The 23,673-nt window shown below is 61.5% G+C and carries 26 protein-coding genes and 2 pseudogenes; 13 read left to right on the forward strand and 15 right to left on the reverse strand.

From position 1 onward, the window contains the following. Nucleotides 1-15: 15 nt before the first annotated feature. The 3 genes and pseudogenes from ampE (at nt 16) to H3028_RS21635 (ending at nt 3,143) form a co-directional block, all read left to right on the forward strand. The gene (gene ampE / locus H3028_RS15950; protein WP_181298228.1) at nt 16-852 is read left to right on the forward strand and encodes a regulatory signaling modulator protein AmpE; all 837 of its coding nucleotides are present in this window, start codon (nt 16-18) and stop codon (nt 850-852) included. A 1,298-nt stretch (nt 853-2,150) separates the two neighbouring features. Then, a pseudogene (locus H3028_RS21630) lies at nt 2,151-2,288 on the forward strand (HAMP domain-containing protein); the annotation flags it as partial. 141 nt (nt 2,289-2,429) lie between these two features. Further along, nucleotides 2,430-3,143 (forward strand): methyl-accepting chemotaxis protein, encoded by a 714-nt coding sequence (locus tag H3028_RS21635; RefSeq protein ID WP_375154426.1) that lies wholly within the window; start codon nt 2,430-2,432, stop codon nt 3,141-3,143. Between the two features lie 14 nt (nt 3,144-3,157). On the opposite strand, the gene H3028_RS15960 is transcribed toward H3028_RS21635, so the two are convergent. Genes H3028_RS15960 through ada form a run of 3 tightly spaced genes read right to left on the reverse strand, consistent with a single transcriptional unit; the run spans nt 3,158 to nt 5,314 of the window. Next, nucleotides 3,158-3,937, reverse strand: a complete 780-nt coding sequence (locus tag H3028_RS15960; protein WP_181298230.1) for a TatD family hydrolase — start codon at nt 3,935-3,937, stop codon at nt 3,158-3,160. Nucleotides 3,938-3,982: 45 nt separating this feature from the next. After that, entirely contained in the window at nt 3,983-4,228 is a 246-nt protein-coding gene (locus tag H3028_RS15965; protein WP_181298231.1) for a hypothetical protein, read from the reverse strand. Nucleotides 4,229-4,276: 48 nt separating this feature from the next. Further along, complete coding sequence (gene ada, locus H3028_RS15970; protein ID WP_181298232.1) at nt 4,277-5,314, reverse strand: bifunctional DNA-binding transcriptional regulator/O6-methylguanine-DNA methyltransferase Ada; 1,038 nt, start codon at nt 5,312-5,314, stop codon at nt 4,277-4,279. A gap of 158 nt (nt 5,315-5,472) precedes the next feature. Here ada and H3028_RS15975 point away from each other — a divergent pair, with 158 nt between their 5' ends. The 3 genes from H3028_RS15975 (at nt 5,473) to H3028_RS15985 (ending at nt 7,334) form a co-directional block, all read left to right on the forward strand. Then, nucleotides 5,473-6,363: a PA4780 family RIO1-like protein kinase gene (locus H3028_RS15975; protein WP_181298233.1), complete on the forward strand. Its 891-nt coding sequence runs from the start codon at nt 5,473-5,475 to the stop codon at nt 6,361-6,363. Nucleotides 6,364-6,572: 209 nt separating this feature from the next. Next, a complete protein-coding gene (bfr, locus tag H3028_RS15980) occupies nt 6,573-7,037 on the forward strand; it encodes a bacterioferritin (protein ID WP_181298234.1) in 465 nt (154 codons plus the stop codon). A 96-nt stretch (nt 7,038-7,133) separates the two neighbouring features. Continuing rightward, nucleotides 7,134-7,334: a hypothetical protein gene (locus H3028_RS15985; RefSeq protein ID WP_181298235.1), complete on the forward strand. Its 201-nt coding sequence runs from the start codon at nt 7,134-7,136 to the stop codon at nt 7,332-7,334. 51 nt (nt 7,335-7,385) lie between these two features. Here the strand turns inward: H3028_RS15985 and cueR are convergent, their stop codons facing one another. Both cueR and H3028_RS15995 read right to left on the reverse strand, forming a co-directional pair. Continuing rightward, nucleotides 7,386-7,784: a Cu(I)-responsive transcriptional regulator gene (gene cueR / locus H3028_RS15990; RefSeq protein ID WP_181298236.1), complete on the reverse strand. Its 399-nt coding sequence runs from the start codon at nt 7,782-7,784 to the stop codon at nt 7,386-7,388. Between the two features lie 110 nt (nt 7,785-7,894). Further along, nucleotides 7,895-10,276, reverse strand: a complete 2,382-nt coding sequence (locus H3028_RS15995; RefSeq protein WP_181298237.1) for a heavy metal translocating P-type ATPase — start codon at nt 10,274-10,276, stop codon at nt 7,895-7,897. 146 nt (nt 10,277-10,422) lie between these two features. On the opposite strand from H3028_RS15995, the gene H3028_RS16000 reads away from it, so the two are divergent. Beyond that, complete coding sequence (locus tag H3028_RS16000; protein WP_168425163.1) at nt 10,423-10,614, forward strand: heavy-metal-associated domain-containing protein; 192 nt, start codon at nt 10,423-10,425, stop codon at nt 10,612-10,614. A 47-nt stretch (nt 10,615-10,661) separates the two neighbouring features. Here the strand turns inward: H3028_RS16000 and H3028_RS16005 are convergent, their stop codons facing one another. Then, complete coding sequence (locus H3028_RS16005; protein ID WP_168425164.1) at nt 10,662-11,297, reverse strand: TetR family transcriptional regulator; 636 nt, start codon at nt 11,295-11,297, stop codon at nt 10,662-10,664. A gap of 200 nt (nt 11,298-11,497) precedes the next feature. Here H3028_RS16005 and H3028_RS16010 point away from each other — a divergent pair, with 200 nt between their 5' ends. Next, complete coding sequence (locus tag H3028_RS16010; protein WP_168425165.1) at nt 11,498-12,688, forward strand: Bcr/CflA family multidrug efflux MFS transporter; 1,191 nt, start codon at nt 11,498-11,500, stop codon at nt 12,686-12,688. A 30-nt stretch (nt 12,689-12,718) separates the two neighbouring features. Here H3028_RS16010 and H3028_RS16015 read toward each other — a convergent pair whose 3' ends face one another. Continuing rightward, the gene (locus H3028_RS16015; protein ID WP_181298238.1) at nt 12,719-13,732 is read right to left on the reverse strand and encodes a zinc-binding alcohol dehydrogenase family protein; all 1,014 of its coding nucleotides are present in this window, start codon (nt 13,730-13,732) and stop codon (nt 12,719-12,721) included. A 105-nt stretch (nt 13,733-13,837) separates the two neighbouring features. Between H3028_RS16015 and H3028_RS16020 the strand changes: the two genes are divergently transcribed. Next, the gene (locus H3028_RS16020) at nt 13,838-14,755 is read left to right on the forward strand and encodes a LysR family transcriptional regulator (RefSeq protein ID WP_181298239.1); all 918 of its coding nucleotides are present in this window, start codon (nt 13,838-13,840) and stop codon (nt 14,753-14,755) included. Nucleotides 14,756-14,784: 29 nt separating this feature from the next. Here the strand turns inward: H3028_RS16020 and H3028_RS16025 are convergent, their stop codons facing one another. The 3 genes from H3028_RS16025 to H3028_RS16035 all read right to left on the reverse strand — a co-directional run bounded on the left by H3028_RS16025 (nt 14,785) and on the right by H3028_RS16035 (nt 17,264). Further along, the gene (locus H3028_RS16025; RefSeq protein WP_181298240.1) at nt 14,785-15,735 is read right to left on the reverse strand and encodes an adenosine deaminase; all 951 of its coding nucleotides are present in this window, start codon (nt 15,733-15,735) and stop codon (nt 14,785-14,787) included. A 492-nt stretch (nt 15,736-16,227) separates the two neighbouring features. Further along, entirely contained in the window at nt 16,228-16,524 is a 297-nt protein-coding gene (locus H3028_RS16030; protein ID WP_181298241.1) for a hypothetical protein, read from the reverse strand. A gap of 149 nt (nt 16,525-16,673) precedes the next feature. Further along, nucleotides 16,674-17,264 (reverse strand): YigZ family protein, encoded by a 591-nt coding sequence (locus H3028_RS16035; RefSeq protein WP_181298381.1) that lies wholly within the window; start codon nt 17,262-17,264, stop codon nt 16,674-16,676. Nucleotides 17,265-17,460: 196 nt separating this feature from the next. Here H3028_RS16035 and H3028_RS16040 point away from each other — a divergent pair, with 196 nt between their 5' ends. Continuing rightward, a complete protein-coding gene (locus H3028_RS16040; RefSeq protein WP_181298242.1) occupies nt 17,461-17,790 on the forward strand; it encodes a four-helix bundle copper-binding protein in 330 nt (109 codons plus the stop codon). Nucleotides 17,791-17,840: 50 nt separating this feature from the next. On the opposite strand, the gene H3028_RS16045 is transcribed toward H3028_RS16040, so the two are convergent. Genes H3028_RS16045 through dksA form a run of 3 tightly spaced genes read right to left on the reverse strand, consistent with a single transcriptional unit; the run spans nt 17,841 to nt 20,098 of the window. Further along, nucleotides 17,841-18,485, reverse strand: coding sequence for a DUF1826 domain-containing protein (locus tag H3028_RS16045; RefSeq protein ID WP_181298243.1), 645 nt, complete (start codon nt 18,483-18,485; stop codon nt 17,841-17,843). Next, nucleotides 18,485-19,684 (reverse strand): zinc metallochaperone GTPase ZigA, encoded by a 1,200-nt coding sequence (zigA, locus tag H3028_RS16050; RefSeq protein WP_181298244.1) that lies wholly within the window; start codon nt 19,682-19,684, stop codon nt 18,485-18,487. The genes H3028_RS16045 and zigA overlap by 1 nt, the downstream gene beginning before the upstream one ends. Before the next feature lie 9 nt (nt 19,685-19,693). Continuing rightward, on the reverse strand, nt 19,694-20,098 hold the full coding sequence (gene dksA / locus H3028_RS16055; RefSeq protein WP_181298245.1) for an RNA polymerase-binding protein DksA: 405 nt from the start codon (nt 20,096-20,098) through the stop codon (nt 19,694-19,696). A 505-nt stretch (nt 20,099-20,603) separates the two neighbouring features. On the opposite strand from dksA, the gene H3028_RS16060 reads away from it, so the two are divergent. Both H3028_RS16060 and H3028_RS16065 read left to right on the forward strand, forming a co-directional pair. Beyond that, on the forward strand, nt 20,604-21,224 hold the full coding sequence (locus tag H3028_RS16060; protein WP_181298246.1) for a LysE family translocator: 621 nt from the start codon (nt 20,604-20,606) through the stop codon (nt 21,222-21,224). Nucleotides 21,225-21,408: 184 nt separating this feature from the next. Then, nucleotides 21,409-21,792, forward strand: a complete 384-nt coding sequence (locus H3028_RS16065; protein ID WP_181298247.1) for a VOC family protein — start codon at nt 21,409-21,411, stop codon at nt 21,790-21,792. 56 nt (nt 21,793-21,848) lie between these two features. Here the strand turns inward: H3028_RS16065 and H3028_RS16070 are convergent. Further along, nucleotides 21,849-22,113 (reverse strand): annotated as a pseudogene (locus H3028_RS16070) (DJ-1/PfpI family protein); the annotation flags it as partial. Nucleotides 22,114-22,234: 121 nt separating this feature from the next. Further along, complete coding sequence (locus tag H3028_RS16075; RefSeq protein WP_181298248.1) at nt 22,235-23,086, reverse strand: helix-turn-helix transcriptional regulator; 852 nt, start codon at nt 23,084-23,086, stop codon at nt 22,235-22,237. 92 nt (nt 23,087-23,178) lie between these two features. On the opposite strand from H3028_RS16075, the gene H3028_RS16080 reads away from it, so the two are divergent. Beyond that, entirely contained in the window at nt 23,179-23,637 is a 459-nt protein-coding gene (locus H3028_RS16080) for a carboxymuconolactone decarboxylase family protein (protein WP_181298249.1), read from the forward strand. Nucleotides 23,638-23,673: the final 36 nt, after the last annotated feature.

Here is a 23,673-nt window from a genome sequence, read left to right on the forward strand (position 1 = left end):
ATACAGGATGTCGAAATGACCTTTCTCGTAGTGCTGCTGGCGCTCCTCATAGACAAGCTCACCGATTGGCGGCGTGACGTGCAGCAGGATGGGCCCTGGCTGCAACTGCTGCGGCGGATCGAAGGGCACGCGGGTATGTCCTCCAGGCCATGGCTGGGCTTATCGCTGTTAGTGCTCTTGCCGGTGTTGTTGCTCGGGCTGCTGCTGATTGCACTCAAGCCGTTGGCCTACGGTTGGCTCAGCCTGCCCCTACATCTGCTGGTGCTGCTCTACAGCCTGGGTCGCGGGCAAGGTAAGCGGGAATTCGGCGCGTTCCGCGATGCCTGGCGCCGGGGCGATAGCGAAGCGGCCACGCTGGTAGCCGAGCGCGATCTGGGGCTTAGCGCGTCGGATGCGCCGAGCCTGCTGCGTGCCGTCGAGGCGCAACTGCTCTGGCGTAGCCACCAGGGTTTCTTTGCAGTCATCTTCTGGTACGTGTTGCTTGGCCCCGTGGCCGCACTGGCCTACCGGCTGCTTGCGCTGACTATCGAACATTCTCGAAGTGAAAACACCCATGAACGGGCCGCACAGCTGCGGCACGCCTTCGATTGGCTGCCGGTGCGGGTCCTGCTCGCCAGCTTCGGACTGGTTGGCAATTTCGTCGCGGTTAATCGCGTCTTGCTGCAGGAGGTGCTGCACTGGGAAATTCCCGCTTCACGATTGCTGGCAGAGGTTGGTCCGGTTGCGGCTGACCTGAGCGAGTCGTATGAAGGCGAGGCGGGTATCGTCCGGCTCGATAGTCTCGCCGCTTTGCTGGTGCGCACTCGCATGCTCTGGTACGCGGCCATTGCCCTCTGGGTTCTTCTTCTCTAGCCCTTCTCGGTCATTCCAGAAGGCCGCCTCGCATCGCGCCTGATTGCAGCGCGCGCCGGCAGCCAGGCGTCGGATAAGCACGCTGGATATGCCGGGATCGGTGTGCCTTCTGTCGCTTGCCTGGCCATCATCATGCCATTACCTTAAGTTACATAAACAACGACCGATATCCCGTATAAGTTTCTCGCGCCACTCTCTGACGAGCCCTGCTGCTGCCCTCGATGCTGCCGGCAATAAAACAAGAAATTGGGAGACGTCTTTTGAACAGTCTGTTGTATCCCGCGATTGCATTGATGAACCGCTTGAGCTTCGGGATGAAGTTCAGCCTGATCAGCGTCCTCTTCTTTGTTCCCATGTTGCTGACCAACTTCTATCTGGTGCGTGACTCGTACCGGGAGTTCGTTGGTACCCGCACCGAGCTGCAGAGCCTGGAGCTGTTGGGCACGGCGTTGCAACTACGCCGCGAGATGGAAGACTGGAAAGATCTGGTCGAGATCGAGGGCATCATCGGCCAGACTGGCGAGGTGCAGGCACTGGTGAGTCGGCTGGATGATGCCGAGCGAGAGCTTTCCGCTCGAATGCAAGCGCTGGAGCCGGTCAGCGACAATCCCGAGCAGGTGGCTGAATTCAACACCCGTCGAGACGAGCTCGGCGCTGCCCTGCGCGAGGCCCAGGGACAGCAGTCATTGCAGGCCAAGGCGGCGATGGCGCGAGCGTTGCTGGGCAAGGCTCAGGTGATGATCAAGCTGATCGCCAGTCAGTCGGGGCTGAGCCAGGACAGCCAGCGGGATGTACGGATGCTCGCCGAACTGCTGACCTCGGTCACGCCATCGATTACTGCGGCGCTCGGCGAAGGCCGGGCGGTCGGTTCCTACACGTTTGGTCAGGGCTTTCTGAACTCCGATGCCAGCAATAAGCTGGACGAGCTGTTGCTTGAACTGGAGAAGCAGCAGGCTCAATACAGCGCCCAGTTGCAGGACGTTCTCGGCGGCAGTGCCGCCGCGTTGCGTCAGCTCGAAAGCTACACCGAAGCCAGCCGCGGCTCCCTTCAGATCAGCAGCGATATTTTTCAGGATCAGGTGATCATGGCCGAAGCGCTAGATCGCCCCTGGGATGAGTTCTACGACCTGATCAGCGCCGAGATGGCAAAGACCTATGCGCTCAACGATGCCATTCTCGGCTTTCTTGGTGATGAGCTCGAGCTGCGCCTGGAGCAGAAACGCCTATTGATGGTCTTGTTGCTGGCCGCGCTGGCGCTGGTTTTCCTGCTGGTGGTCTACCTCTACAGCGCCTTCTACATGTCTACTCGCGCGTCGCTGCGCAGCCTCGGCGCCACCATGGGCCGAGTGGCCGCGGGGGATATGACGGCACGTTTCGAGGTGCAGAGCCGTGACGAGCTGGGCGAGCTGGGACAGGTCTTCAACGAGACCGTGGCAAAGATTCGCGAGCTGATCGAACGCGTCGGTCAGACGGTGGGCGAGGTGGAGCGTCAGGCGTCGCGAGTCGAAACCATTTCCGGCGAGAGCAACCAGACGGTCTCCGAACAGCGCGGTCAGATCGAGCAGGTCGCCACCGCCATGAACGAGATGTCGGCAACCGCTCAGGGCGTCGCGACCAGCGCAGAAGCCGCGGTCGGCAGTGCTCAGGGTGTCAACGATGAAACAGCGAACGGACGTAGTCTGGTGGAGGCGCAGGTCGACGGCATCGGGCGGTTGGCAGCGGAGATCGAGCAGTCGGTCAACGTGATCAATCAGTTGGCCAGCGATAGCAAAGCCATCAGTCAGGTTCTGGATGTGATCAAGGGCGTTGCAGAACAGACCAACCTGCTGGCGCTCAACGCGGCGATTGAGGCGGCGCGTGCTGGCGAGCAGGGCCGCGGCTTCGCTGTGGTCGCCGATGAGGTGCGTAACCTGGCCAAACGCACCCAGCAGTCCACCGAGGAGATCGAACAAATGATCGGCCGGCTGCAGGGCGGTGTCGGAGCGGCGGTCAAGACTATGCATTCCAGCCACTCGATGGCCGAAGAAACCGTCAGCCAGTCGGCTCAGGTCCAACAGGCCCTAGAGAACATCCTCGGTGCGGTCGGCATCATCGTCGATCAGAACCAGCAGATCGCCGCGGCTGCCGAAGAGCAGACGGCCGTCGCGCATGATATCGATCGCAACATCGTCGCCATCAACGAGGCCGGCCAACGCACCGCCGAAGGCGCAGGGCACACCGAACAGGCCAGTCGCGAGCTCACCGAGCTGGTCGGGCGCCTGCAACAGCTGATCGGGGCATTCCGCGTCTAACGAGGATTGATGGCTCAGCTCCAGCCAAACAGTTCGCAGCTGTTACGGTAACTGGCGTCTGCCAGTTCCTCGGGGCTGATGCCGCGAAGCTCGGCCAGCTCGCGGCAGATATCAGGGAGAAACTCGGGGCTGTTGCGCTGGCCGGCGTGGCTGTGAGGCGCAATATCCGGCGCATCAGTCTCAAGCACGATACTTTCCAGCGGTAGTTGTCGCAGCACGCGATGCATGCGGTGCGCCTGGGGCCAGGTGCCGGCACCGCCGAGGCCGAGCTTGTAGCCCATCCGGATATATTCGCGTGCCTCTTCCCAACTGCCACTGAAAGCATGGGCGATGCCGGTGCGCTTGATTTTGCGTTGCTTCAGCGTTGCGATCATCGGCGCGTGGGCGCGGCGAACATGCAGCAGGACCGGCAGCTCGAATTCGTCAGCCATGTCCAGCTGGGCTTCGAGCAGGTGCTGCTGGCGCTCCTTGTCGGGATCAACGATGTAGTAATCCAGACCGATCTCGCCGATGGCGCAGAGCTTGTCTTCGCCGCGCAACTGCCGCAGCCACTCGCGCAGGCTGTCGATATGCTCGGGTCGATGGTCCTTCAGAAACACCGGATGCAGCCCCAGCGCGGCGTAAACTGCCGGCAGGTCCTGGGCCAGCTGCCAGACCCTTGCCCAATTCGCCTGATGCACACCCAACACCAGAATGCGCTCGACGCCGGCCGCTTTGCTGCGAGCCAGTACCTCACCGCGGTCGGCATCGAAGGGGTCGAAGTCGAGATGGGTGTGGGTATCAATCAGGCGCACGGCCGGTTTCTCCTGGTCAGAGCTGGATACGGATGAAGTGGCAGTTCAGCGGCTCGGCTCTTCTTCGATCTGGATATCGCTGACCCCCAACTCCGCTATGCGGCTGTCCTCGCTAGGGCGCTCCGGATTCTCCCAAGGCGCATCGGTCGCCGCGCGTGGCTCGCGAACATGATGCAGCAGAATCTCCAGTTCGGCCTGCTCGATGTCCGGCTCTTCGAAGGAGCTGAGCGTCAGCGAGGCTGGATTGCCGTTGATCAGATAGTGGATACGGTAGCGTTTCAGGTCGGTCATGGCGGCTCTCGAGTCCAGGTTGTGGAACATCGGACCGCCAAATCGCCGTCAGGCTCCCGAGTCTTCACGCTCCGATTCAAGCAACGCCGCTTTGCGCTCGATGCCCCAGCGATAGCCGGTCAGCGACTGATTGGCGCCCACCACGCGGTGGCAGGGCACCAGAAGCCCGACTGGATTGCTCGCACAGGCACGAGCGACGGCGCGGGCGTGGCTGCCGAGGCTTTCGGCCAGCTCGCCATAACGTCGGGTTTGGCCCGGGGGAATCTCTTGCAGCGCCTGCCAGACCCGTTGCTGAAACGCGCTGCCACGCAGGTCGAGCGGCAGCCGGGCGGCGCGTGAAGGTTCTTCCAGCTGCGCCAAGATCGAATGCAACCACTCGCCCAAGCCCTCCTGATCACGCTGCAATTGCGCTGCGGCGAAGCGCGATTGCAATTCGCTCAGCAGCGTTTGTTCATCGTCACCGAACAGCAGCGCGCAGATCCCGCGGTCACTGGCGGCGATCAACAGCAGGCCCAGCGGGCACGCGCCGATGGCATAGCGCAGCGACTCGCCGGCCCCCTTGCGACGTCGCTGAGCCGGGCTCAGCGCCGTGACATCCTGATAAGCGCCGCGGGTGCTTCCGTAGCCTGCATCCAAGGCTGCGCTCAACACCGAATCGGCTGCAGGTAAGCGCGTCTCCAGTCGCTCCCGGCGGCGCGCTGCAGCCCAGGCGCGTGGGGTAAGGCCGGTGCGGGCCTTGAACGCGCGGGCCAGGTGCGATGAGGACAGACCGATACGTGCTGCAAGCTGATCCAGCGTCATCGGCTCAGGGCTTTCATCCAGCAGGCGACAGGCGGCGATGACCAAGGCGTCGAGCTGTTCGGCTGGGCTTTGCCCCTGTGGCGAGCAGCGCCTGCATGCACGATAGCCGGCGGCTTCGGCATCTGCGGCATTGCTGAAGAAACTGACGCCGTCACGTCGTGGGCGGCGAGCCGGGCAACTTGGACGGCAGAAGATTCGGGTCGAGCGGACGGCGAATACGAAGCGACCATCAAAGCCTGCGTCGCGGTCGCAGAGGGCGTGCCAGCAGCGGTCGAAATCGAGCATTGGGGCGCTCCATGAGTGAGTGATTTCGATTGTCCGTCCTGCTCGCCTGCGATGCCAATCCACAACGCGCTTTTAAACTTGCGGACGAGCATGGAAGCCCGTTGACGATTACCGTAACCTGCAGGCCTGCATAGTCGAAAAGGGTCTGTAAGTCGCTGATGAAAACGCCAAAACGACTCGAGTCGCTGGTCGAGGATGGGCTGATCGACGAAGTGCTGCGGCCGCTGATGAGCGGCAAGGAAGCAGCGGTCTATGTGGTGCGCTGTGGTGACGAGCTGCGTTGCGCGAAGGTCTACAAGGAAGCCAACAACCGTAGTTTCCGCCAGGCGGTGAAGTACCAGGAAGGTCGCAAGGTGCGCAGTAGCCGCGACGCCCGCGCCATGGCCAAGGGCTCCAAGCACGGGCGCAAGGAAAAGGAAGAGAACTGGCAAAACGCCGAAGTCGCGGCATTGTTCCGTCTGGCGGATGCCGGCGTTCGTGTCCCGAAGCCGTACGACTTCCTCGACGGCGTGCTGCTGATGGAGATGGTTACCGGGGAAGATGGGGATGCCGCACCGCGCCTCAATGACGTCGACCTCCACCCTGACGATGCCCGTGAATTTCATGCGTTCATGATCGGCGAGGTGGTGAAGATGCTCTGCGCCGGCCTGGTTCATGGTGATCTTTCCGAATTCAACGTGCTGCTCGATGAACACGGGCCGGTCATCATCGACCTGCCCCAGGCGGTGGATGCGGCCGGCAACAACCATGCGTTCGAGATGCTCGAGCGTGACGTGGGCAACATGTCGGCCTATTTCGGCCAGTTCGCGCCGGAACTGAAGTTCACCCGCTACGCCAAGGAAATGTGGGCACTTTACGAAGATGGCAAGCTGACGCCGGACTCCGAGCTGACCGGTGAATTTGCCGAACCGGAAGATGCCGCCGATCTCGACGCGGTGATGCGCGAAATCAAGGCTACCCTGGCCGATCAGGCGCGCAAGGAAGCGTTGCGCAATGCAACGGACGAGCCCAGCGACGAACCGCCCACCCCGCCGTGGATGCGTAACTGAGGCTCAAGCGCAGAAGGGCTCGCCTCTACGAGCCCGCTGACTCGAGGGTTTACGCTGCGCCTCGTCTCTGACCGCGCCCATGCGCCGGCTCGGCGTTCAGCCTATGCTGGCCAGCCAATCGCGATCGGCGGCAACGGCCAGCGGTTCGTGAACTCGCGATTGGGCGTATCATTGCCTGGCGTTTCAATGTCAGTGCAGGAGAAGTTGCAATGCAAGGTCAGCCACAGGTCATCGAATATCTGAAAGAACTACTGCGCGGAGAGCTGGCGGCGCGCGATCAGTATTTCCTGCACTCGCGGATGTATGCCGATTGGGGTTTCACCAAGCTCTACGAGCGGATCAATCACGAGATGGAAGAAGAAACCCAGCACGCGGATGCGCTGCTCAAGCGCATCCTGTTCCTCGAAGGCACGCCGGACATGGTCCCTGATGCGATGACTCCCGGGGATACCGTGCCGGAAATGTTACGCAGCGATCTGGCGCTGGAATACAAGGTGCGTGAAGCGCTGGCCAGAGGCATCGAACTGGCCGAGTCGCACGGCGACTACCCGACTCGCGACATTCTGGCGGCGCAACTGATGGATACGGAGGAAGATCACGCCTACTGGCTGGAACAGCAGCTTGGCATGATCGACCGCATCGGTTTGCAAAATTATCTGCAGTCGCAGGCCTGACGACAGCCAGATCTTTTTTCGTATTTTGGGAACCGGGTCGCTCCAGCGAGATCAATACGCCAGTATGCAAATCCTAACGTCGCAGGGAGGTGGCGGATGATGAGGCGCTGGAGAGGAGTCGTTCAAGGTACTGCTGTATTCATGGGCGCGCTGGCCCTCTTGCTGTTGGTGGCCTACCTGCTGAATCAGGACCGGGGCGTCCTGCATCAGCTGCTTGCCGCGCCGTTGATGCTCGAGATGAGCATCATGACCGCGCTGATCTGCGTCCTGGTCTGGACTGCGCACCGCCGACGATAGCCGGGTTGGTTGTTCCCTGAGAACATTACCTGTGATGAGTGCACCGCGCTTTCAACAGCATCCGCCTGACTCTAAATCCTTGAGAATCGGACAGTCCGGCCGGTCATCGCCTTGGCAGGTGTCGACCAGTTCCTGAAGGGTGTCACGTAACCCCACCAACTCGGCAATCTTCTGGTTCAGGGCGTCGATATGCGCGCCGGCAAGTGCTTTCACGTCCGCGCTGGCTCGCTGGCGGTCCTGCCAGAGCGTGAGCAGCTTGCTCACTTCCTCCAGTGAGAAACCCATGTCGCGCGCTCTCTTGATGAAGGCGAGGCGGTGCAGGTCTTCGTCACCGTAATGACGGTAGCCATTGGCGCTACGCCCCGCGGGCGAGATCAGGTCAATGGACTCGTAGTAGCGGATCATCTTTGCCGACAACCCGCTTTTCTTTGCTGCTTGGCCAATGTTCATGCGGTATCCACACGTGTTGAATCGGATGAAGAAGCTGAATGACGATGGGTATCGCTGTGCTCAACCACATGCGAGGGGGTGAGCGCAGCGACAAGCGTCGGAACCGGCCATCATTCCTCCGGTTTCCAGCGCTTGAGCAGCAGCGCGTTGCTGACCACGCTGACGCTGGACAGCGCCATCGCCGCCCCGGCCACCACCGGGCTGAGGAAGCCGAAGGCCGCCAGCGGGATGCCCACCAAGTTATAGATGAACGCCCAGAACAGGTTCTGTTGAATCTTGCGGTAGGTGCGTCGGCTGATTTCCAGCGCGGCCGGCACCAGCCGCGGATCGCCACGCATCAGCGTGATTCCGGCTGCATGCATGGCCACATCGGTACCGCCGCCCATGGCGATGCCAACATCAGCGGCGGCCAACGCTGGCGCATCGTTGATGCCGTCACCGACCATGGCCACCACGGCGCCGCCTTGCTTCAATTCGGAAACCGTGGCGGCCTTGTCAGCCGGCAGGACTTCTGCATGTACGCTGTCGATATGCAGCGCCTCGGCAACCACACGGGCGCTGCCGCGGTTGTCGCCAGTGATCAGATGGCTGCGGATATGCCGCTTATTGAGGCTGGCGATGGCGTCGGTTGCGCCCTCCTTTAGCGTGTCGCCGAAGGCGAACAGGCCAAGCACTCGTCGTTGCGGCGCCGTCTCGATCAGCCAGGACAGGGTGCGACCTTCGGCTTCCCAGGTCTCGGCCATGGCGCCCAGCCCGCCCGGCTGCAGGCCGCTGTCGTCGAGCAGTCGGCGGTTGCCAAGGGCCAGCGAGCGACCGTCCAGGTCGCCAGCGATACCGCGTCCGGTCAGCGACTGGCTCCGGTTCACATCAGCAACGATCAGGTCCAGTTCGGCGCAGCGGTCGAGTACCGCCAGGGCCAGCGGATGTTCGCTGCCGCGTTGCAGTGCGCCTGCCTGTTGCAGCAGTGCCGTTTCGTCGTCGTCGATCGCGTGCAGGTGAACGATGCGCGGTTTGCCGGAGGTCAGCGTGCCGGTCTTGTCGAAGGCGACCGCCGTGACGGCATGGGCGACTTCCAGTGCCTCGGCATCCTTGATCAGAATACCGTGACGCGCGGCCACGCCGGTCCCCGCCATGATTGCCGCTGGGGTTGCCAACCCAAGGGCGCAGGGACAGGCGATCACCAGCACGGCGACGGCATTGATCAGCGCGACTTCCACTGGCGCGCCGACTAGCAGCCAACCAATGACGGTAAGTAGCGCAATGACCAGAACCGCTGGGACGAACACTTGGCTGACCTTGTCTACCAGCTTCTGGATCGGTGCCTTCGCCGCCTGAGCATCCTCGACCAGACGGATGATGCGAGCCAGCACCGTCTCACCACCCAGCGCCGTGGTACGTACCAGCAACCGACCTTCGCCATTGATTGCGCCGCCGGTAATGCGGTCGCCGGGCGCTTTGGCCACCGGCAGGCTCTCACCGCTGATCAGCGCTTCGTCCGCCTGACTTTCACCTTCCACCACTTCGCCATCCACCGGGAAGCGCTCACCCGGTTTGACCAGCACCAGATCATCCAGCCGTAGTGCGGCGATCGCGACGTCTTCTTCACGGCCATCGATAACCCGCACCGCCCGATCCGGGCGCAGCGCTTCGAGGGCGCGGATAGCAGCGCTGGTTTGGCGTTTGGCGCGGCTTTCCAGGTATTTACCCAGCAACACCAGAGCGATAACTACCGCTGAGGCTTCGAAATATAGATGCGGCGTCTGCCCGGCTGGCACCGCCCACCATTGATAAAGACTCAGGCCGTATCCGGCGCTGGTACCGATGGCAACCAGCAGGTCCATGTTGCCGGCCCCGGCGCGCACCGCCTTCCAGCCGGCGACGTAGAAACGCGCACCGAGAATGAACTGCACCGGCGTGGCGAGCAGGAGTTGCAACCACGGTGGCAGCATCCAGTGCTGGCCGAACAGCTCGCCGAACATCGGAATCACCAGCGGCGTAGCCAGCAGCATCGCGGCGGTCACGGCGATGCGCTCACGTTGCAGGCGACGCTCGGCGTTGTCGATACCCGGCCGTTCGTCGCCGCTGGCTCGCGCTTGGTAGCCAGCCGCTTCGATGGCCTCGATCAGTACCGCCGGATCGACCGCACCGAGAACTTCGAGGTGGGCGCGCTCGCTGGCTAGGTTGACCGAGGCGCTGCGCACGCCTGGCACCTTGAGCAGGGCGCGCTCGACGCGGCCGACGCAACTGGCGCAGGTCATGCCATCGACCGCTAGCTCCAAGGTTTGCACCGGCACGCCATAACCGGCCTTCTCCACGGCTTGGATCAGGTCGGCGACGTCGCCCTCGGTGGCTTCGATACGGACCTGTTCAGCGGCGAGGTTCACGGCTGCGCTTTCCACGCCGGGTACTTTCAGCAGGGCACGCTCAACCCGTCCGGCACAGCTGGCGCAGGTCATCCCGTTGATGGGCAGCGTGTAGGTTGAGTTGGACATGATTCGCTCCGAATAGCCTATCGTCGCAATGCTCAACCTTTACCTTATGGGAAGGTCAAGGGCCAGGTCGTTCGTAGCTAACGCCATTGACCTTATCCGCATGACAAGCTTGAACCTACCTATAGGACAAACACCGGGAGTCATCGATGCAAACATTCAAGGTAACAGGCATGACCTGCGCCCATTGCGAGCGCGCCGTGACCAGAGCAATCCAGGCGAGTGATGCGCAGGCCAGGGTTCGAGTCGATCTGCAGGCAGGGGTGGTGGAGGTCGAAGGGGATCTGAGCGATGCGGCGATTCGTGAGGCCATCGAGGAAGAAGGGTATCAACTGCAGTGAGCCAGCAGCGGCAACAGCGGTTTGCCGCATGCATGGACAAGGACCGGTCAGCTGCTCGCCTTGCCTGCGGTGTCCCAGTCACGGACCAGTCCTCTGAACAGCGGATCGACCAGCGCCGGGCCATCGATTTCCGGATCGAACAGGTTAGGGTCGCGGGTCCAGTCGCTGAACAGGCCGACAATCAGCGCATGGATCGTGCGCGCGGCAAGACGTGGTGTCACACCCGGGTACAGGCTACCGGCGGCGCGCTCCAGCAGCTTTTCGCAGAGGTCGATAAACATGTTGATGAACGCATGGTGGCGCTCTTCGGCTTCGCGCAGTTCCTCGGTGAACTCGCAGCGATGCAGCAAAATGGTCATCACGCGGCGTTTCTGCTCATCACGGGCCAGCGCACCGATTCCTTCGATGCAAAGGTCGCGCAGCGTCCGTAGGGGCTGCTGCTGGGTGCAGCCGCAGAGTCGCTCGGTCATCTGTTCTGGCGGCAGCCGCACCTGGTTGAGCATTTCATGAAACAAGTGAGCCTTGTTCTGAAAGTGCCAATACACCGCTCCACGCGTCACGCCAGCGTCGCGGGCGATCTGATCGAGGCTGGTGTGCGCCACACCCTTGTCCAGGAATAACCGCTCGGCGGACGCGAGCAGCGTAATACGGGTCTTTTCGGCGTCTTCTTTGGTTCTTCGCATATCTGGCTACGGCAGCTTCGGGCTGCGTTGGGACCCTTAAGGGCGGGCGATGCGGCGCTGATCCTTCAACCTGCTGCAACTTTGGTTGTTTACAATCGTCCGTGTATGTAACAGCATCTTACCTTCTCTGTAAATGTTCGATGTCAATCACGACGCTGTCGTGCGCTGGCGAATCGATTTTCTGCTCTCGAGTTTTTCCAATGCGCCTCCCGCTTCTTTTGATACTGGGTGCTCTCAGCGCCTTTGGCCCGCTGGCCATCGATTTCTATCTGCCCGCGTTTCCAGCAATGGCACGGGCGTTTTCCACCGACGTCGAGCATGTGCAACTGTCTCTGGCGGCCTATTTCATTGGGCTCGCCCTCGGTCAGCTGATTTATGGTCCCTTGGCGGATCGCTACGGGCGGCGCTGGCCGCTGCTGATTGGCGTGACGCTGTTTACCCTGGCGTCGCTGGCCTGCTCCTTCGCGCCAACGCTGGATTGGCTGATTGCCGCGCGATTCGTTCAGGCACTAGGCGGATGCGCCGGTATTGTGGTGACGCGCGCCGTGGTACGCGACAGCTGTGATCCGGTGCAGGCCGCAAAGGTTTTTTCGCAGCTGATGCTGGTGATGGGGCTGGCGCCAATTCTCGCGCCGCTGGCCGGCGGGCTGTTGATGAATGCGTTCGGCTGGCAATCGATATTCGTCTCGCTGACGGTCTTCAGCGCCCTGTGCGGCCTTGCGGTCGCGCTGTGGTTGCCGGAAACGCTGCCGGCCGATGCGCCGAAGCACCCGCTCGGTGGCACGCTAGGACGTTATGTTGGCTTGTTCCGCGACCGCGAGTTCATCGCGTTCGCGCTCTGCGGTGGTGTTTCGATGGCAGGCATGTTTGCCTACATCGCGGGCTCTCCGTTCGTGTTTATTGAGCTGTATGGCGTCCCGGCCGAACACTACGGCTGGCTGTTTGGTAGTAATGCGGCGGGCTTTATCCTGGTGTCGCAGATCAACGCGCGACTGCTAAGGCTGCGCGGGCCGGGTTTCTGGCTGCGGCGTTTCGTCTGGTTTTATTTCGCTTGCAGCGCTGCCTTACTGGTGATCGCCTGGAACCAGCCGGAATCGCTCTGGCCGCTGCTGATCCCATTGTTCATGGGGCTGGGAAGCCTTGGCAGCATTCTGCCGAACGCGACTGCCTGCGCGATGGCGCGCCAGGGCCAGCAGGCGGGACTGGCTTCGGCCCTGATGGGCAGCCTGCAATTCGGCGTTGCAGCCGCCGCGTCAGCGGCAGTCGGTGCGCTGCATAACGGCACGGCGGTACCGATGGCGCTGGTGATTACTGTCTGCGCGCTGGCGGCCGGCTGTCTGGCTTGGTACACCGGTCAGCAAACGATTGCGCAGCGGGCCCCATCCTCCTGACGACGCAACCCGCTGCGCAGCGGGGTTGGTTCAGAACCCTTCGAGGACGATCTTGCCCTTGGCCTTGCCGCTTTCGATAAAACCGTGGGCGCGGCGCAGGTTTTCCGCATTGATCGTGCCGTAATGCTCACCCAATGTGGTCTTCAGCACGCCCTTGTCGACCAACTCGGCAACGCGGTTGAGCAGTTGGTGCTGAGCGATCATGTCCGGCGTCTGGTACAGCGAGCGGGTGTACATGAACTCCCAGTGCAGCGACAGGCTCTTGCGCTTGAGCAGGCTGACGTCGAGGCTCGCCGGGTCATCGATCAGGGCCAGGCGACCTTGTGGCTGCAACGCCTCGACGATCTGCGGCAGATGCAGGTCGGTGTGGGTCAGGCTGGCAACATGGGTGACGTCGGCGATGCCCAGGCGCTGCAGTTCGGCGGCCAGCGGCTGGCTGTGGTCGATCACGTCATGAGCGCCCAGCTCACGCACCCAGGTGTGGGTATCGCTGCGAGAGGCCGTACCGATGACCTGCAGCCCGGTCAGCTGGCGCGCCAGTTGCGTGAGGATGGAGCCCACGCCGCCCGCTGCGCCGATGATGAGCAGACGTTGGTTTCGGTCTTCCTTTCCTTCGCCTATCTGCAAGCGCTCGAACAGCAGCTCCCAAGCAGTGATCGACGTCAGCGGTAGCGCCGCTGCTGCAGCGAAGTCGAGGCTGGCCGGCTTGCGGCCAACGATGCGCTCGTCCACCAGGTGCAGTTCGCTATTGGCGCCGGGGCGGTCCAGCGCGCCGGCGTAGAACACCTCGTCGCCGGGCTTGAACAGGCTGACCTCACTGCCCACTTCGCGCACCACGCCGGCCACATCCCAGCCAAGCACCTTGTACTGACCGTCTTCCGGCTGCGCGCGCATACGGATCTTGGTATCGACCGGGTTCACTGAGATGGCTCGCACCTCAACCAGTAGATCGCGTGGGCCGGGCGTGGGCTCGGGCAGCTCGATGTCGAGTAGCGATTGCGGATCGTCGATGGATCGGGATTGCTGGTAGCCAATAGCTTTCATGATGCGCTCCGTTATAGGGAAGAGAAGAATCTGAGCATTGTCGGCTTTCGCGTTATGGAGAAAAACAGCATATTCGGCAGAGGCTCTTTCAATGGATTCTTGAAAATGCTGCGCAGCGATGACCTGCAAATATTCGTTCTGACCGCTGAACTGGGCAGCCTGTCCGCCGCTGCCCGGCGCCTGGAGATATCGCCCGCGGTGGCCAGCGCGGCCCTCAAACGGCTGGAAGCAGAACTGGGCTGCCGCCTGCTGGTACGTTCGACCCGCAGCCTGAGGCTGACAGGTGAGGGCGAGCAGTATTTGCCCCATGCCCGCTCTGCCTTGCAGAGCCTTGTCGACGGTCAGCAGGTGCTGGTCGGTGGCAAGGCGACCATCAGTGGCGCCCTTCAGCTATCGGCTCCGTCGGATTTCGGCCGCAATGTGCTCTTGCCCTGGCTGGACGAGTTCCAGCTGCAGCATCCGCTCTTGAGCCTGCGATTGTTGTTGGCTGATCGTAATGCCGATCTGTTTCGGCAGCCGGTGGATATCGCGCTGCGCTACGGTCAGCCAGAGGACTCTAGCCTGGTGGCGCTGCCCGTGGCGGTGACTAATCGGCGGGTGCTCTGCGCCGCGCCAGGCTACCTCGCGACACATGGGGCGCCGCGTTCGCTTACCGACCTTTCCGACCACAACTGCCTGCGCTTCATGCTGGCGGGGCGGGTGCACGAACGCTGGTGCTTTCACGACGGCCGACGTGAGCTGGAGCAGGTCGTGAGCGGTGATCGCATCAGCGACGATGCCGACGTGGTGCGGCGCTGGGCGCTGGCGGGGCAAGGGCTGGTATACAAATCCTGGCTCGACATCGCTCAGGACGTGCAGGCAGGGCGACTGGTCGCGCTGCTGCCGGAGCTTTTGGGCGAACCGGCGCCGCTGAACCTGATCTGCGCCCATCGTGCACATATGGGTGAAAGGGTGCGGCTGTTGCGTGAACATCTGGTCGGGCGATGCCAGCGGCTGATTCAGCTGGCTCCGTTCGCGCATTGATGCGGGGCCGCACCTGGCGGCCCCATCGATCACTTGGCCAGGCGGGCGTCGAGGCTATTCTGGGCCAGACGACGCGCCTGATCTTCCGTCATGCCCAGGCTCTCATGCAGGGCCATGAAGTTCTCGGTGACGTAACCACCGAAATAGGCCGGGTCGTCGGAGTTCACCGTGACCTTCACGCCTTGTTCCAGCATTTGCAGGATGTTGTGCTGGCTCATGTCATCGAACACGCGGAGCTTGGTATTCGACAGTGGGCAGACTGTGAGCGGAATCTGCTCTTCGATCAGCCGCTGGACCAGCTTCGGGTCCTCGGAGGCGCGCACGCCATGGTCGATACGGCTGATCTTGAGCAAATCCAGCGCTTCCCAGATGTATTCCGGCGGGCCTTCTTCACCGGCATGGGCAACGGCGAGAAAACCTTCTGCGCGCGCCTTGGCGAAGACCCGTTGGAACTTGCTCGGCGGATGGCCCATTTCGGAGCTGTCCAGACCGACCGCAAAGAACGCATCCCGGAAAGGCATCGCCTGTTCCAGCGTCTTGAAGGCTTCCTCTTCTGAGAGATGGCGCAGGAAGCTCAGAATCAAGCCGCTGCTGATGCCCAGCTGTTCACGGCCGTCAGCCAGTGCGCCGCTGATGCCGCGCAAGGCGACTTCGAACGGGATGCCGCGGTCGGTGTGGGTCTGCGGATCGTAGAAGGGCTCAGTGTGAACAACGCTCTGCTCTTCACATTTTTTCAGGTACGCCCAGGTGAGGTCGTAGAAATCCTGCTCGGTGCGCAGCACATCGGCGCCGGCGTAATAGAGATCGAGAAATTCCTGCAGGTTGCCGAAGTTGTAGGCGCTGCGCAGCGCGTCCACGTTGTCCCACGGCAGGGCGATCTTGTTGCGTTCGGCCAGGCGGAACAGCAGCTCGGGTTCGAGGGAGCCTTCGAGATGCAGGTGGAGCTCGGCTTTGGGTAAGGCGTTGAGCCAGTCGTACATGAGAAACCCCGTCCGGAAAAAATAACATTCTAACCGGGTTGACGTAATTGACCACAGAGTCAAGTTGGAGCGTCCGATCCTTCTGAACCTAGCTAGGTTGCCGCCGAGAGCTGCTCAAAAAATAAACAGAGCGCTGCAAGCGAGAGCGGGCTAACCGACCGACCTCTTTCCAAAGAATATCCACAGAATTTTCCACCCAATTTGCGTATAAGCGAAACCAGCGGAGATGGCTTTTTGATGTCGTTTCGGAAACGGCCGGAAACCAAAAAAAGCTTTGGAAATCAATAAGGTTATCGACGTTAGATAAAATTCGGGAGGATTGGTTAAAAAATAGCCGCTTGTCTCGAAGGCGCGTCGTCATTGATTTAGAGCGCTTGTTCCCAAGGTTATCCACAACAACATGCACACCAATAGTGGAAACATCAGGCGTAAAAAAGCCATGCTCGACTAGGTCGGCATGGCTTTGAGGTGGACCGGATCCACGCGAGCATGTCAGTTCTGTTGGGCAGGCTCAGGCGCCGGTGCAGGAGCGCGAGGTTCTACGGGCTCGCCGACGTCTGGCTCATTATCGTCAGGCGCGGTGACGTCTACGTCGGGTACGGTGATGGTCTTCTCCTTGGAGCCCACATCCACTTCCGGCGCATCCACGTCATATTCGGGCATGTTGCCGCCTTCCACTTCCACGTCCGGCAGCGAACCTTCTTCGGTTTTCTCCACATCGCAGCCGGCAAGGCCTAGCGATGCGAGCAATACGGCTCCTGGAATAAGCCACTTGTAATTGCTTTTCATGGTTGACTCCTCTATCGCAACGGAATGCGCGTTTCGGCACTGCCACGATTCGCCGGGCCAAAGCGAGCAATAGACATTGCGGACCCAACGGCAAGTGCCGTTGTAATAGGGACTTCCCGCGTTGCACGCAGTTCAACACAGAGGGCTGGTCAGAGGCTCAGCAAGCGCAGTTCCATCCGCCCACGGCTGATATCAGCGAGCGTTTGCTGCAGTCGTCGTCGATGTTCCGGCGGCAGCGCCAACACCAGCTGCGCGCCTTCTGCGTCGAAAATCTCGCTTTCGATCAGGGCGTCGAATTCACCCAGGCGCGCCTTCAGCAGGGCCAGCTCGGCGAAGCGGCAATGGCAGCTATAACGGTCTCGCCTCACCAGCTCGATGCGCTCACCTGACTGCAGGCATTTCGCCGCAGAGCCGCCGTAGGCGCGGGCTAGGCCGCCGGTGCCGAGTTGGATGCCGCCGAACCAGCGAATCACCACGACCATGACCCGATCACAGTCCTGGCCCTCGATCGCGGTGAGCATCGGCCGGCCTGCGGTACCGCCCGGCTCACCGTCATCGCTGAAGCGATACTGATTGCCTATCTTCCAGGCCCAGCAGTTGTGAGTCGCGGTGGGGTCGTAGACGGCCTGAAGGAACGCCTGGGCTTCTTCCGGGCTGGATACGGGCGCCGCCTTGGCCAGAAAGCGGCTCTTGCAGACGGTTTCGTGATATTCACAAGGCGCGGCGAGGGTGAATGTCATCGAGGCGGGCATGCGTGGTCGGGTGGGCGGACATTGTAGCGGCGGTGCGCGATCGGCACATTGCTGGCACGCCGGATAGCGGTGCCATTCGGTGGATCAGGTTGAACTTTAAGACGCAGGGCCGCCTCAACGAATAACGACCTGCCCGTCGGGAAGTGCTCAATCTTTAGGCAGCAACCACTGAGGAGGAATGGCGATGCTCAACTCCAAATATCAGGCGTGTATTCAGGCTTGCTCGAACTGTGCACAGGTCTGCGAGACCTGCGCCGCGTCCTGTCTGCGCGAGGACGACGTGAAGATGATGGCTCGCTGCATCGAGCTGGACCGCGACTGCGCTGACATGTGCGCCATGGCTGCGATGTTGATGGCCCGTGACAGCGCTTATGCTCAGGCCTTTTGCAAGCTCTGCGCTCAAGTCTGCCGCGACTGCGGCGAAGAATGCGCCAAGCATCAGGCGGACCACTGCCAAGCCTGCGCCGAGGCCTGCCGCAAGTGTGCCGAAGAGTGCGAAAAGATGGCGGCCTGATGACCACGCCGCCAATCCAAAGGGTCGCGTAGCCATTGCTGCCGACCCTTTTAGGCCAGCCAGTCCAGCGTAAGGATCAGCCGACGTTCACCCGGCCTAGGCTGCGGCGAACGATGGATGATTCCAGCCCCTTCGTTGCCCTGCCAGTTTTCTCCCTTGAACAGTGCGACTTCGCCTACCTTGAGCTGCTCGATGAGTTTGGCTTCGGTGGGTTCAGCGGCCGGCTCGCCCAATCGGTGGCGGTCCATCGCGCCTTCCCTCAGCCACTGGCTGCCGGCACCGGCATACGTGGTGATCAGCCGCAGGGGCACGTGATCAATGTGAAAGCGGGGGCACATCGCCTTATCCAGCGCTCGGAGGCGAAGCCCAATACGGTGTGCTTCGACCAAACAGGCAAACGCGCCCACCAGCCAGGCGACATCAGCAACGAATCCCGCATGGCCTAGAAGGTCCCGGTAACGCGCCGCCAGATCCGGTATATGCACGTCGCCGTCAGTATCCAGCTCAATCGTCAGTGATTCGGCCAGCGGCTCGCCCAGCGCCAGCAGCGTCTGGGCAAAACCATCGAGGTGCAGCGGTAGCTGGCGCTGCCATACCGCGAGATTGATTAGGTCATTCAACGACTCGCCCAGCACAGCAGGCTTATCGCCGAAAACCTGCGTCGGCCTGGGTTGCGCGAGTTGCTGCGCCAGCATTACGCGACCTCCGGATGCCAGGAGCCGAAGGGGTCGGGCATTCGCAGCCAGCGCTCGGCACCGAGGTTCCACTCAATGTCGCTGAGTAAGCATTCATCGAGTTCAGCGCGTAGCCGACCGAAGTCGATGGTCTGTCCAATAAAAACCAGCTCTTGCCGGCAGTCGCCGCACGCGTCATCCCATTTGTCGCGTATGGCTGCACGCGCCTCATCGTCTTCCGGCCATTGGTCCTCAGGTGTGAAGCGCCACCAGCGTCCGGCATAGCTGTAGCGCATCAAGCCGCCGGCCTGCGACCAGCTGCCGGCTTCCTGTGGGCGGCTAGCCAGCCAGAAATACCCTTTCGAGCGTAGCAGGCGGCCGTTGGTCCACTCACGATTGAGCAAATCGTGAAAACGCTGCGGGTGAAAAGGCCGACGTGCCAGATAAGCCATCGAAGCGATACCGTATTCGGCACTCTCGGGCACGTGTTCGCCGCGCATCTCCTTCAGCCAGCCAGGTGCCTGGGCGGCGTGCTCGAAATCGAAGCGGCCTGTATCGAGAATCAGGCCCAGCGGCACGTTGCCCATGCTCATCGGCAGAACGTCGGCGTGGGGGTTCAAGCGGCTCAGGATGGCGGCGAGCTCTTCGCGCTCGGCCCTGGAGATCAGATCGATCTTGCTGATCAGGATGACATCGGCGAACTCGACCTGCTCGATCAGCAGATCGGTGATCGAGCGCTCGTCCTCTTCAAGCGCTTCGCCGCGGCTCGCCAGGTTCTCGGCCTCGTGAAAGTCGCGCAGGAAATTAACCCCGTCGACTACCGTGACCATGGTATCCAGCCGCGCCAAGTCGGACAGACTCTGCCCCTGTTCGTCGCGAAAGGTGAAGGTTTCGGCCACGGGTAACGGCTCGGATATCCCGGTGGATTCGATCAGCAGATAATCGAAGCGACCTTCGCGGGCCAGCTTGCCGACTTCATCGAGCAGGTCCTCGCGCAAGGTGCAGCAGATGCAGCCGTTGCTCATCTCCACCAACTTTTCTTCGGCGCGGTTCAGATGAACGCCCCGTTGGACCTCGCCGGCATCGATGTTGATTTCGCTCATGTCGTTGACGATGACCGCGACGCGACGGCCCTCTCGGTTCTTCAGGATGTGATTAAGCAAGGTGCTCTTGCCGGCGCCAAGAAAGCCGGACAGCACGGTGACGGGAAGGCGTTTCATGAGGGCCTCTCAGGCGGTTCGTTGATGTTTCTCGCGCTGTTCCTGGCGCTCTTTCGCCTCAATGCACAGTGTTGTGGTGGGGCGCAGCAGTAGCCGTTGCAGGCCGATGGGCTCGCCGGTCTCGGCGCACCAGCCGTATTCGCCGCGGGCGAGGCTGTCGAGCGAATCGTCAATTTTGTCGAGCAGCTTCTTTTCCCGTTCGAGCAGTCGCAGCTGCCAGTGGCGCTGTTCTTCGGCGGTGCCGATGTCGGACGGGTCGCTGCTGGGTTCCTGCTCACGCAGTGCCTGAAATTCCTCGGCGATCCGCGCCTGTAATTCCGCGCGTTGGCGCAGCAGCAGGTTTCGAAAAAAAGCCTGCTGCGCCTCGTTCATATAGTCATCGATTGGTTGGGCGAGGAGTTCGGCTTCGGTCATGACGGTGCGTGCGGGTAATGGGTGTGTTGTAGTTATAACATAACATTAACTTGATTGTGCAGATCGCTGCTAGCTATGGGAACGCAAGCATCCACAGAAACCCGCTCCCAGCGAGTCGCGAGCGAGCGCTTTGTAGGGCGGGCTTGAGCCCACCGCATTCGGAGCGGAGAAGCTAAAGCCCACCCTACGAGCCAGCGGGGTAGTGGCTTTGAGCCGATGGTTCAGAACTAGGCTCAGCGGGTTCACGGCCCGGGCCTCGCACGGTCTAAATATTAGAAGGACCAACAGCTGTGGCGCGTTGGAGTCTGGCGCACCAGCCAGAACGTCCATCTTCAAGCTGCTGACTTGTAGCTCGGTGGCGTTCTGGTAGCAGGTTTGACGACGCGCGCCCGGCAGCGGTTATGGCTGCTCGCCGTACTGCCTCTCGCAGCGCTACTGTTATGGGACGCCAGCGAAGCCTGTAGCCATTTAACTCCAGGCAACCGGGTACCACGAGAGACACGGCATGAACTTAACGACGCTATTGCTATTTCTACCGGCATGTTTTGCATTGAACATGGCGCCTGGGCCGAACAATCTGCTTTCAATGGCCAACGCGAAGCGCTACGGCGTCCGTGTTGCTTGCTATGCAGGTATCGGTCGGCTCGTTGCATTTGTCGGCATGCTTACCCTCGCGGCCACAGGGCTTGCGTCGATTCTTTACGCATCAGAGAAACTGTTTTTTGCGATCAAGTTAGTCGGCGGTCTTTATTTGCTCTGGCTGGCCATCCAGCTATGGAACGCTGACCCTTCGGATAGCAGTAGCGGCTCATCGACGCACAAGAGTCTTTTTGGTCTTGCCAAGCAGGAGTTCTTGCTGGCAGTCGGCAACCCCAAGGCCATATTGATCTTCACAGCGTTCCTCCCACAGTTCGTCGACCCTTCCGGCAACGTAGGCTTTCAGTTCTTTGTGCTTGGCGCTTGCTTTCTGATACTCGAGTGGGTGGCGATTGCTGGCTATGCCTATTTTGGCAGCGCGCTGCGTCACTGGTTTTCCCGTCCTTCAATGAGGCGGATCTTCAACAGGACCTGTGCGGCACTGCTTGCCAGCGCCGGCGTTGGGCTGCTGTTTGCGCGTAAGGGTTGATTGCGCCTTGGCAGGATTGTCTAGGGGCGGCGCCGGGTACCAAACAAGCAGCAGCGGTCCCGGTTTCATCATGTCTTCTAGCGACTCGTGACACGCGATGGCCGGCTGCACCGAGCGCGTCGCAGCTTCCAACCATTGCGCTTGTTAGCTGGGATTCCCATGCTTCTATTCGTTAAGGAACGTCATGTCATTTCAAGTAAAGGCAACCCAGCATGTTCTGGCGGTGAGGGATCTGGAAAAGACCGAGCAGTACTTTGTGGACATGCTCGGCTTTTCCGTTCGGTTTCGTGTGGAGGGTTGGTCGTTCATCAGCCTAGGCGACTTTCATGTGATGCTGGGGCGCTGTCCGGACGAGATGCCGGCGTCCGATACCCGTGAGCATTCCTACTTCGCTTATGTGAATTGCGAGGACATCGACGACCTTTACGCGGCGTACCAGCAGCGCGGAGCGGACATCTTTCAGCCGCTGTGTGACAAACCCCGGGGCATGCGCGAGTTTGGTGTGGCGACGCCAGATGGACATCGAATGATGTTCGGAGAAGACACCGAGCAAGCTGGCGGGCGGTGACGGAAGGGCGAGTATGCCGAGTTGCTTTGCACAAACCCACATTGCCCGCCGCACCTCTACGCCGTTGCCTCCTGGAACCAGCAGCGTGTCCAACGTTGCCGAATCCATGCTGGACCACTCGGCATCAGCGACCAGCTTCAATCCTGCAGACGTAGCAAAGGGACCGGCTGTTTCGCCAATCAACCGGAGTTCGTAGTGGGGCGGCAGGCCCTGGCGTTGACGCTCGACATTGGCTGAGGCGAACACCTGCATTGGTCCGGTGACGTCGAGGCTCATGACATCGGGGTAAACAAGACAGGCAATGATGCGGGTGACGTCCATGGTGCACCTCTACAGGGAAGTGCAGGCAGTCTGCGGCGGCTGCGCTCATGTCGCAATGACAAGGCTCCCACGAATCTTGCCATGGCAAGCAACCTTCAAGGGCCGGTCAATGAGGGTTCGGTCATCCCGCGTGCGGATCTGACTCCGTTGTCGCCGCGGGACGCGTTAATTTGCCTGCGGCTTTGGCTCGAAGCCGGTATTGCCCCGGTGTCATGCCGACCACTGTCTTGAAGTCGTGAATGAAGTGCGCCTGATCGCTGTATCCGCACGTCAACGCGGTATCCAGCAGGGGTTCGCCTTGTTGCAGCTGACGGCGGACCAGCGCCACACGTTGGATGCGGCTGAACTGCTTGGGTGTCAGCCCCACCTGGTAGCGGAAGAGGCGTTCCAATTGTCGCTGCCCAAGCGGTACCGCTTGCAGCAGGTCGGCCAGGCGTGCCCGGCCATGGCTGGCGGCGATCTGGGTCAGGAGCTGCTGTACGGGCGAGCGACGCGCTTGCGCCTCCCTGAGGCGTCCGAGCAATTCGCGTTCAACCAACGCTTGTTGCGCGTCCCGGCTCAGTTCGGCTAGCTGATCGACCAGAGCCGCCAGCCCCAGCCGGGGCCAGTCGGCGTCATGAAAGCCGGACAGCTCGTCCAGGCCCATGCCGAAGAAAGCGGCACCCATGCCCGGGCGAAAACGTACCCCCATCAGTTTCACCTGACCGGCCAGCTGCAGGCGGGTGCTGGCAAGCTGCGGGCCGGCGATCAAGGCGCGCGGCCTACGCGCGGTGCCATCGAAGTTCAGCGGATCAGCAAAGTTGAAGATGACACCGCTACCACCGTCCGGATGCAGCATCTGCTCGTCATAGACACGCGTGGTATCGCCCTCCAACCACCAGAATCGCTGCACGTAAGCTGCCAGCGCCGGGCTAGGCAAGCGGGCGGCGAATCCCTGAAGGCAGGGCAGGCGTTCAAGCAAGGAAGCGGGCATGGCGGCCCCAGCGTTCAAATGTCGAAAATCTACAATAGCGCAGGTCGGCCGCTGCGTAATCTGGGCTCCATTCAAACCGAGGAGACACCACCATGCGCATGAACTACCAAGCGGCCGCACCCGAGGCGGTCAAGGCAATGATCGGGCTGGAAACCTACCTGGCGCGTCAGAGCCGCAGCGAAGACGGCATCGACAAACCCCTGATGGATCTGGTGAATATCCGCGTCTCGCAGATCAACGGGTGCGCGTTCTGCATCGACATGCACACCAAGGACGCTCGCGCATTGGGCGATACCGAACAACGTCTCTACGCGCTGAGCGCCTGGCGAGAGACGCCGTTCTTCACTGGCCGCGAGCGCGCCGCACTGGCCTGGGCCGAAGCCAACACGCTACTGCCCCAAGGCGTATCGCAAGCGCTGTTCGACGAGGCGCGCCAGCATTTCTCCGAGGCCCAGCTCACCAACCTGACGCTGGCCATCGCGACCATCAATGCGTGGAATCGCTTCGGCGTATCCTTCGCGCCGGTGCCGGGCAGCTATCAGTCGGCTTGATAGCAAACTGAAGTAGCCGCCCCGATGCTTCACGCC

Source organism: Pseudomonas sp. Q2-TVG4-2 (assembly GCF_013620795.1).
In the GTDB taxonomy this organism is placed as follows: domain Bacteria; phylum Pseudomonadota; class Gammaproteobacteria; order Pseudomonadales; family Pseudomonadaceae; genus Stutzerimonas.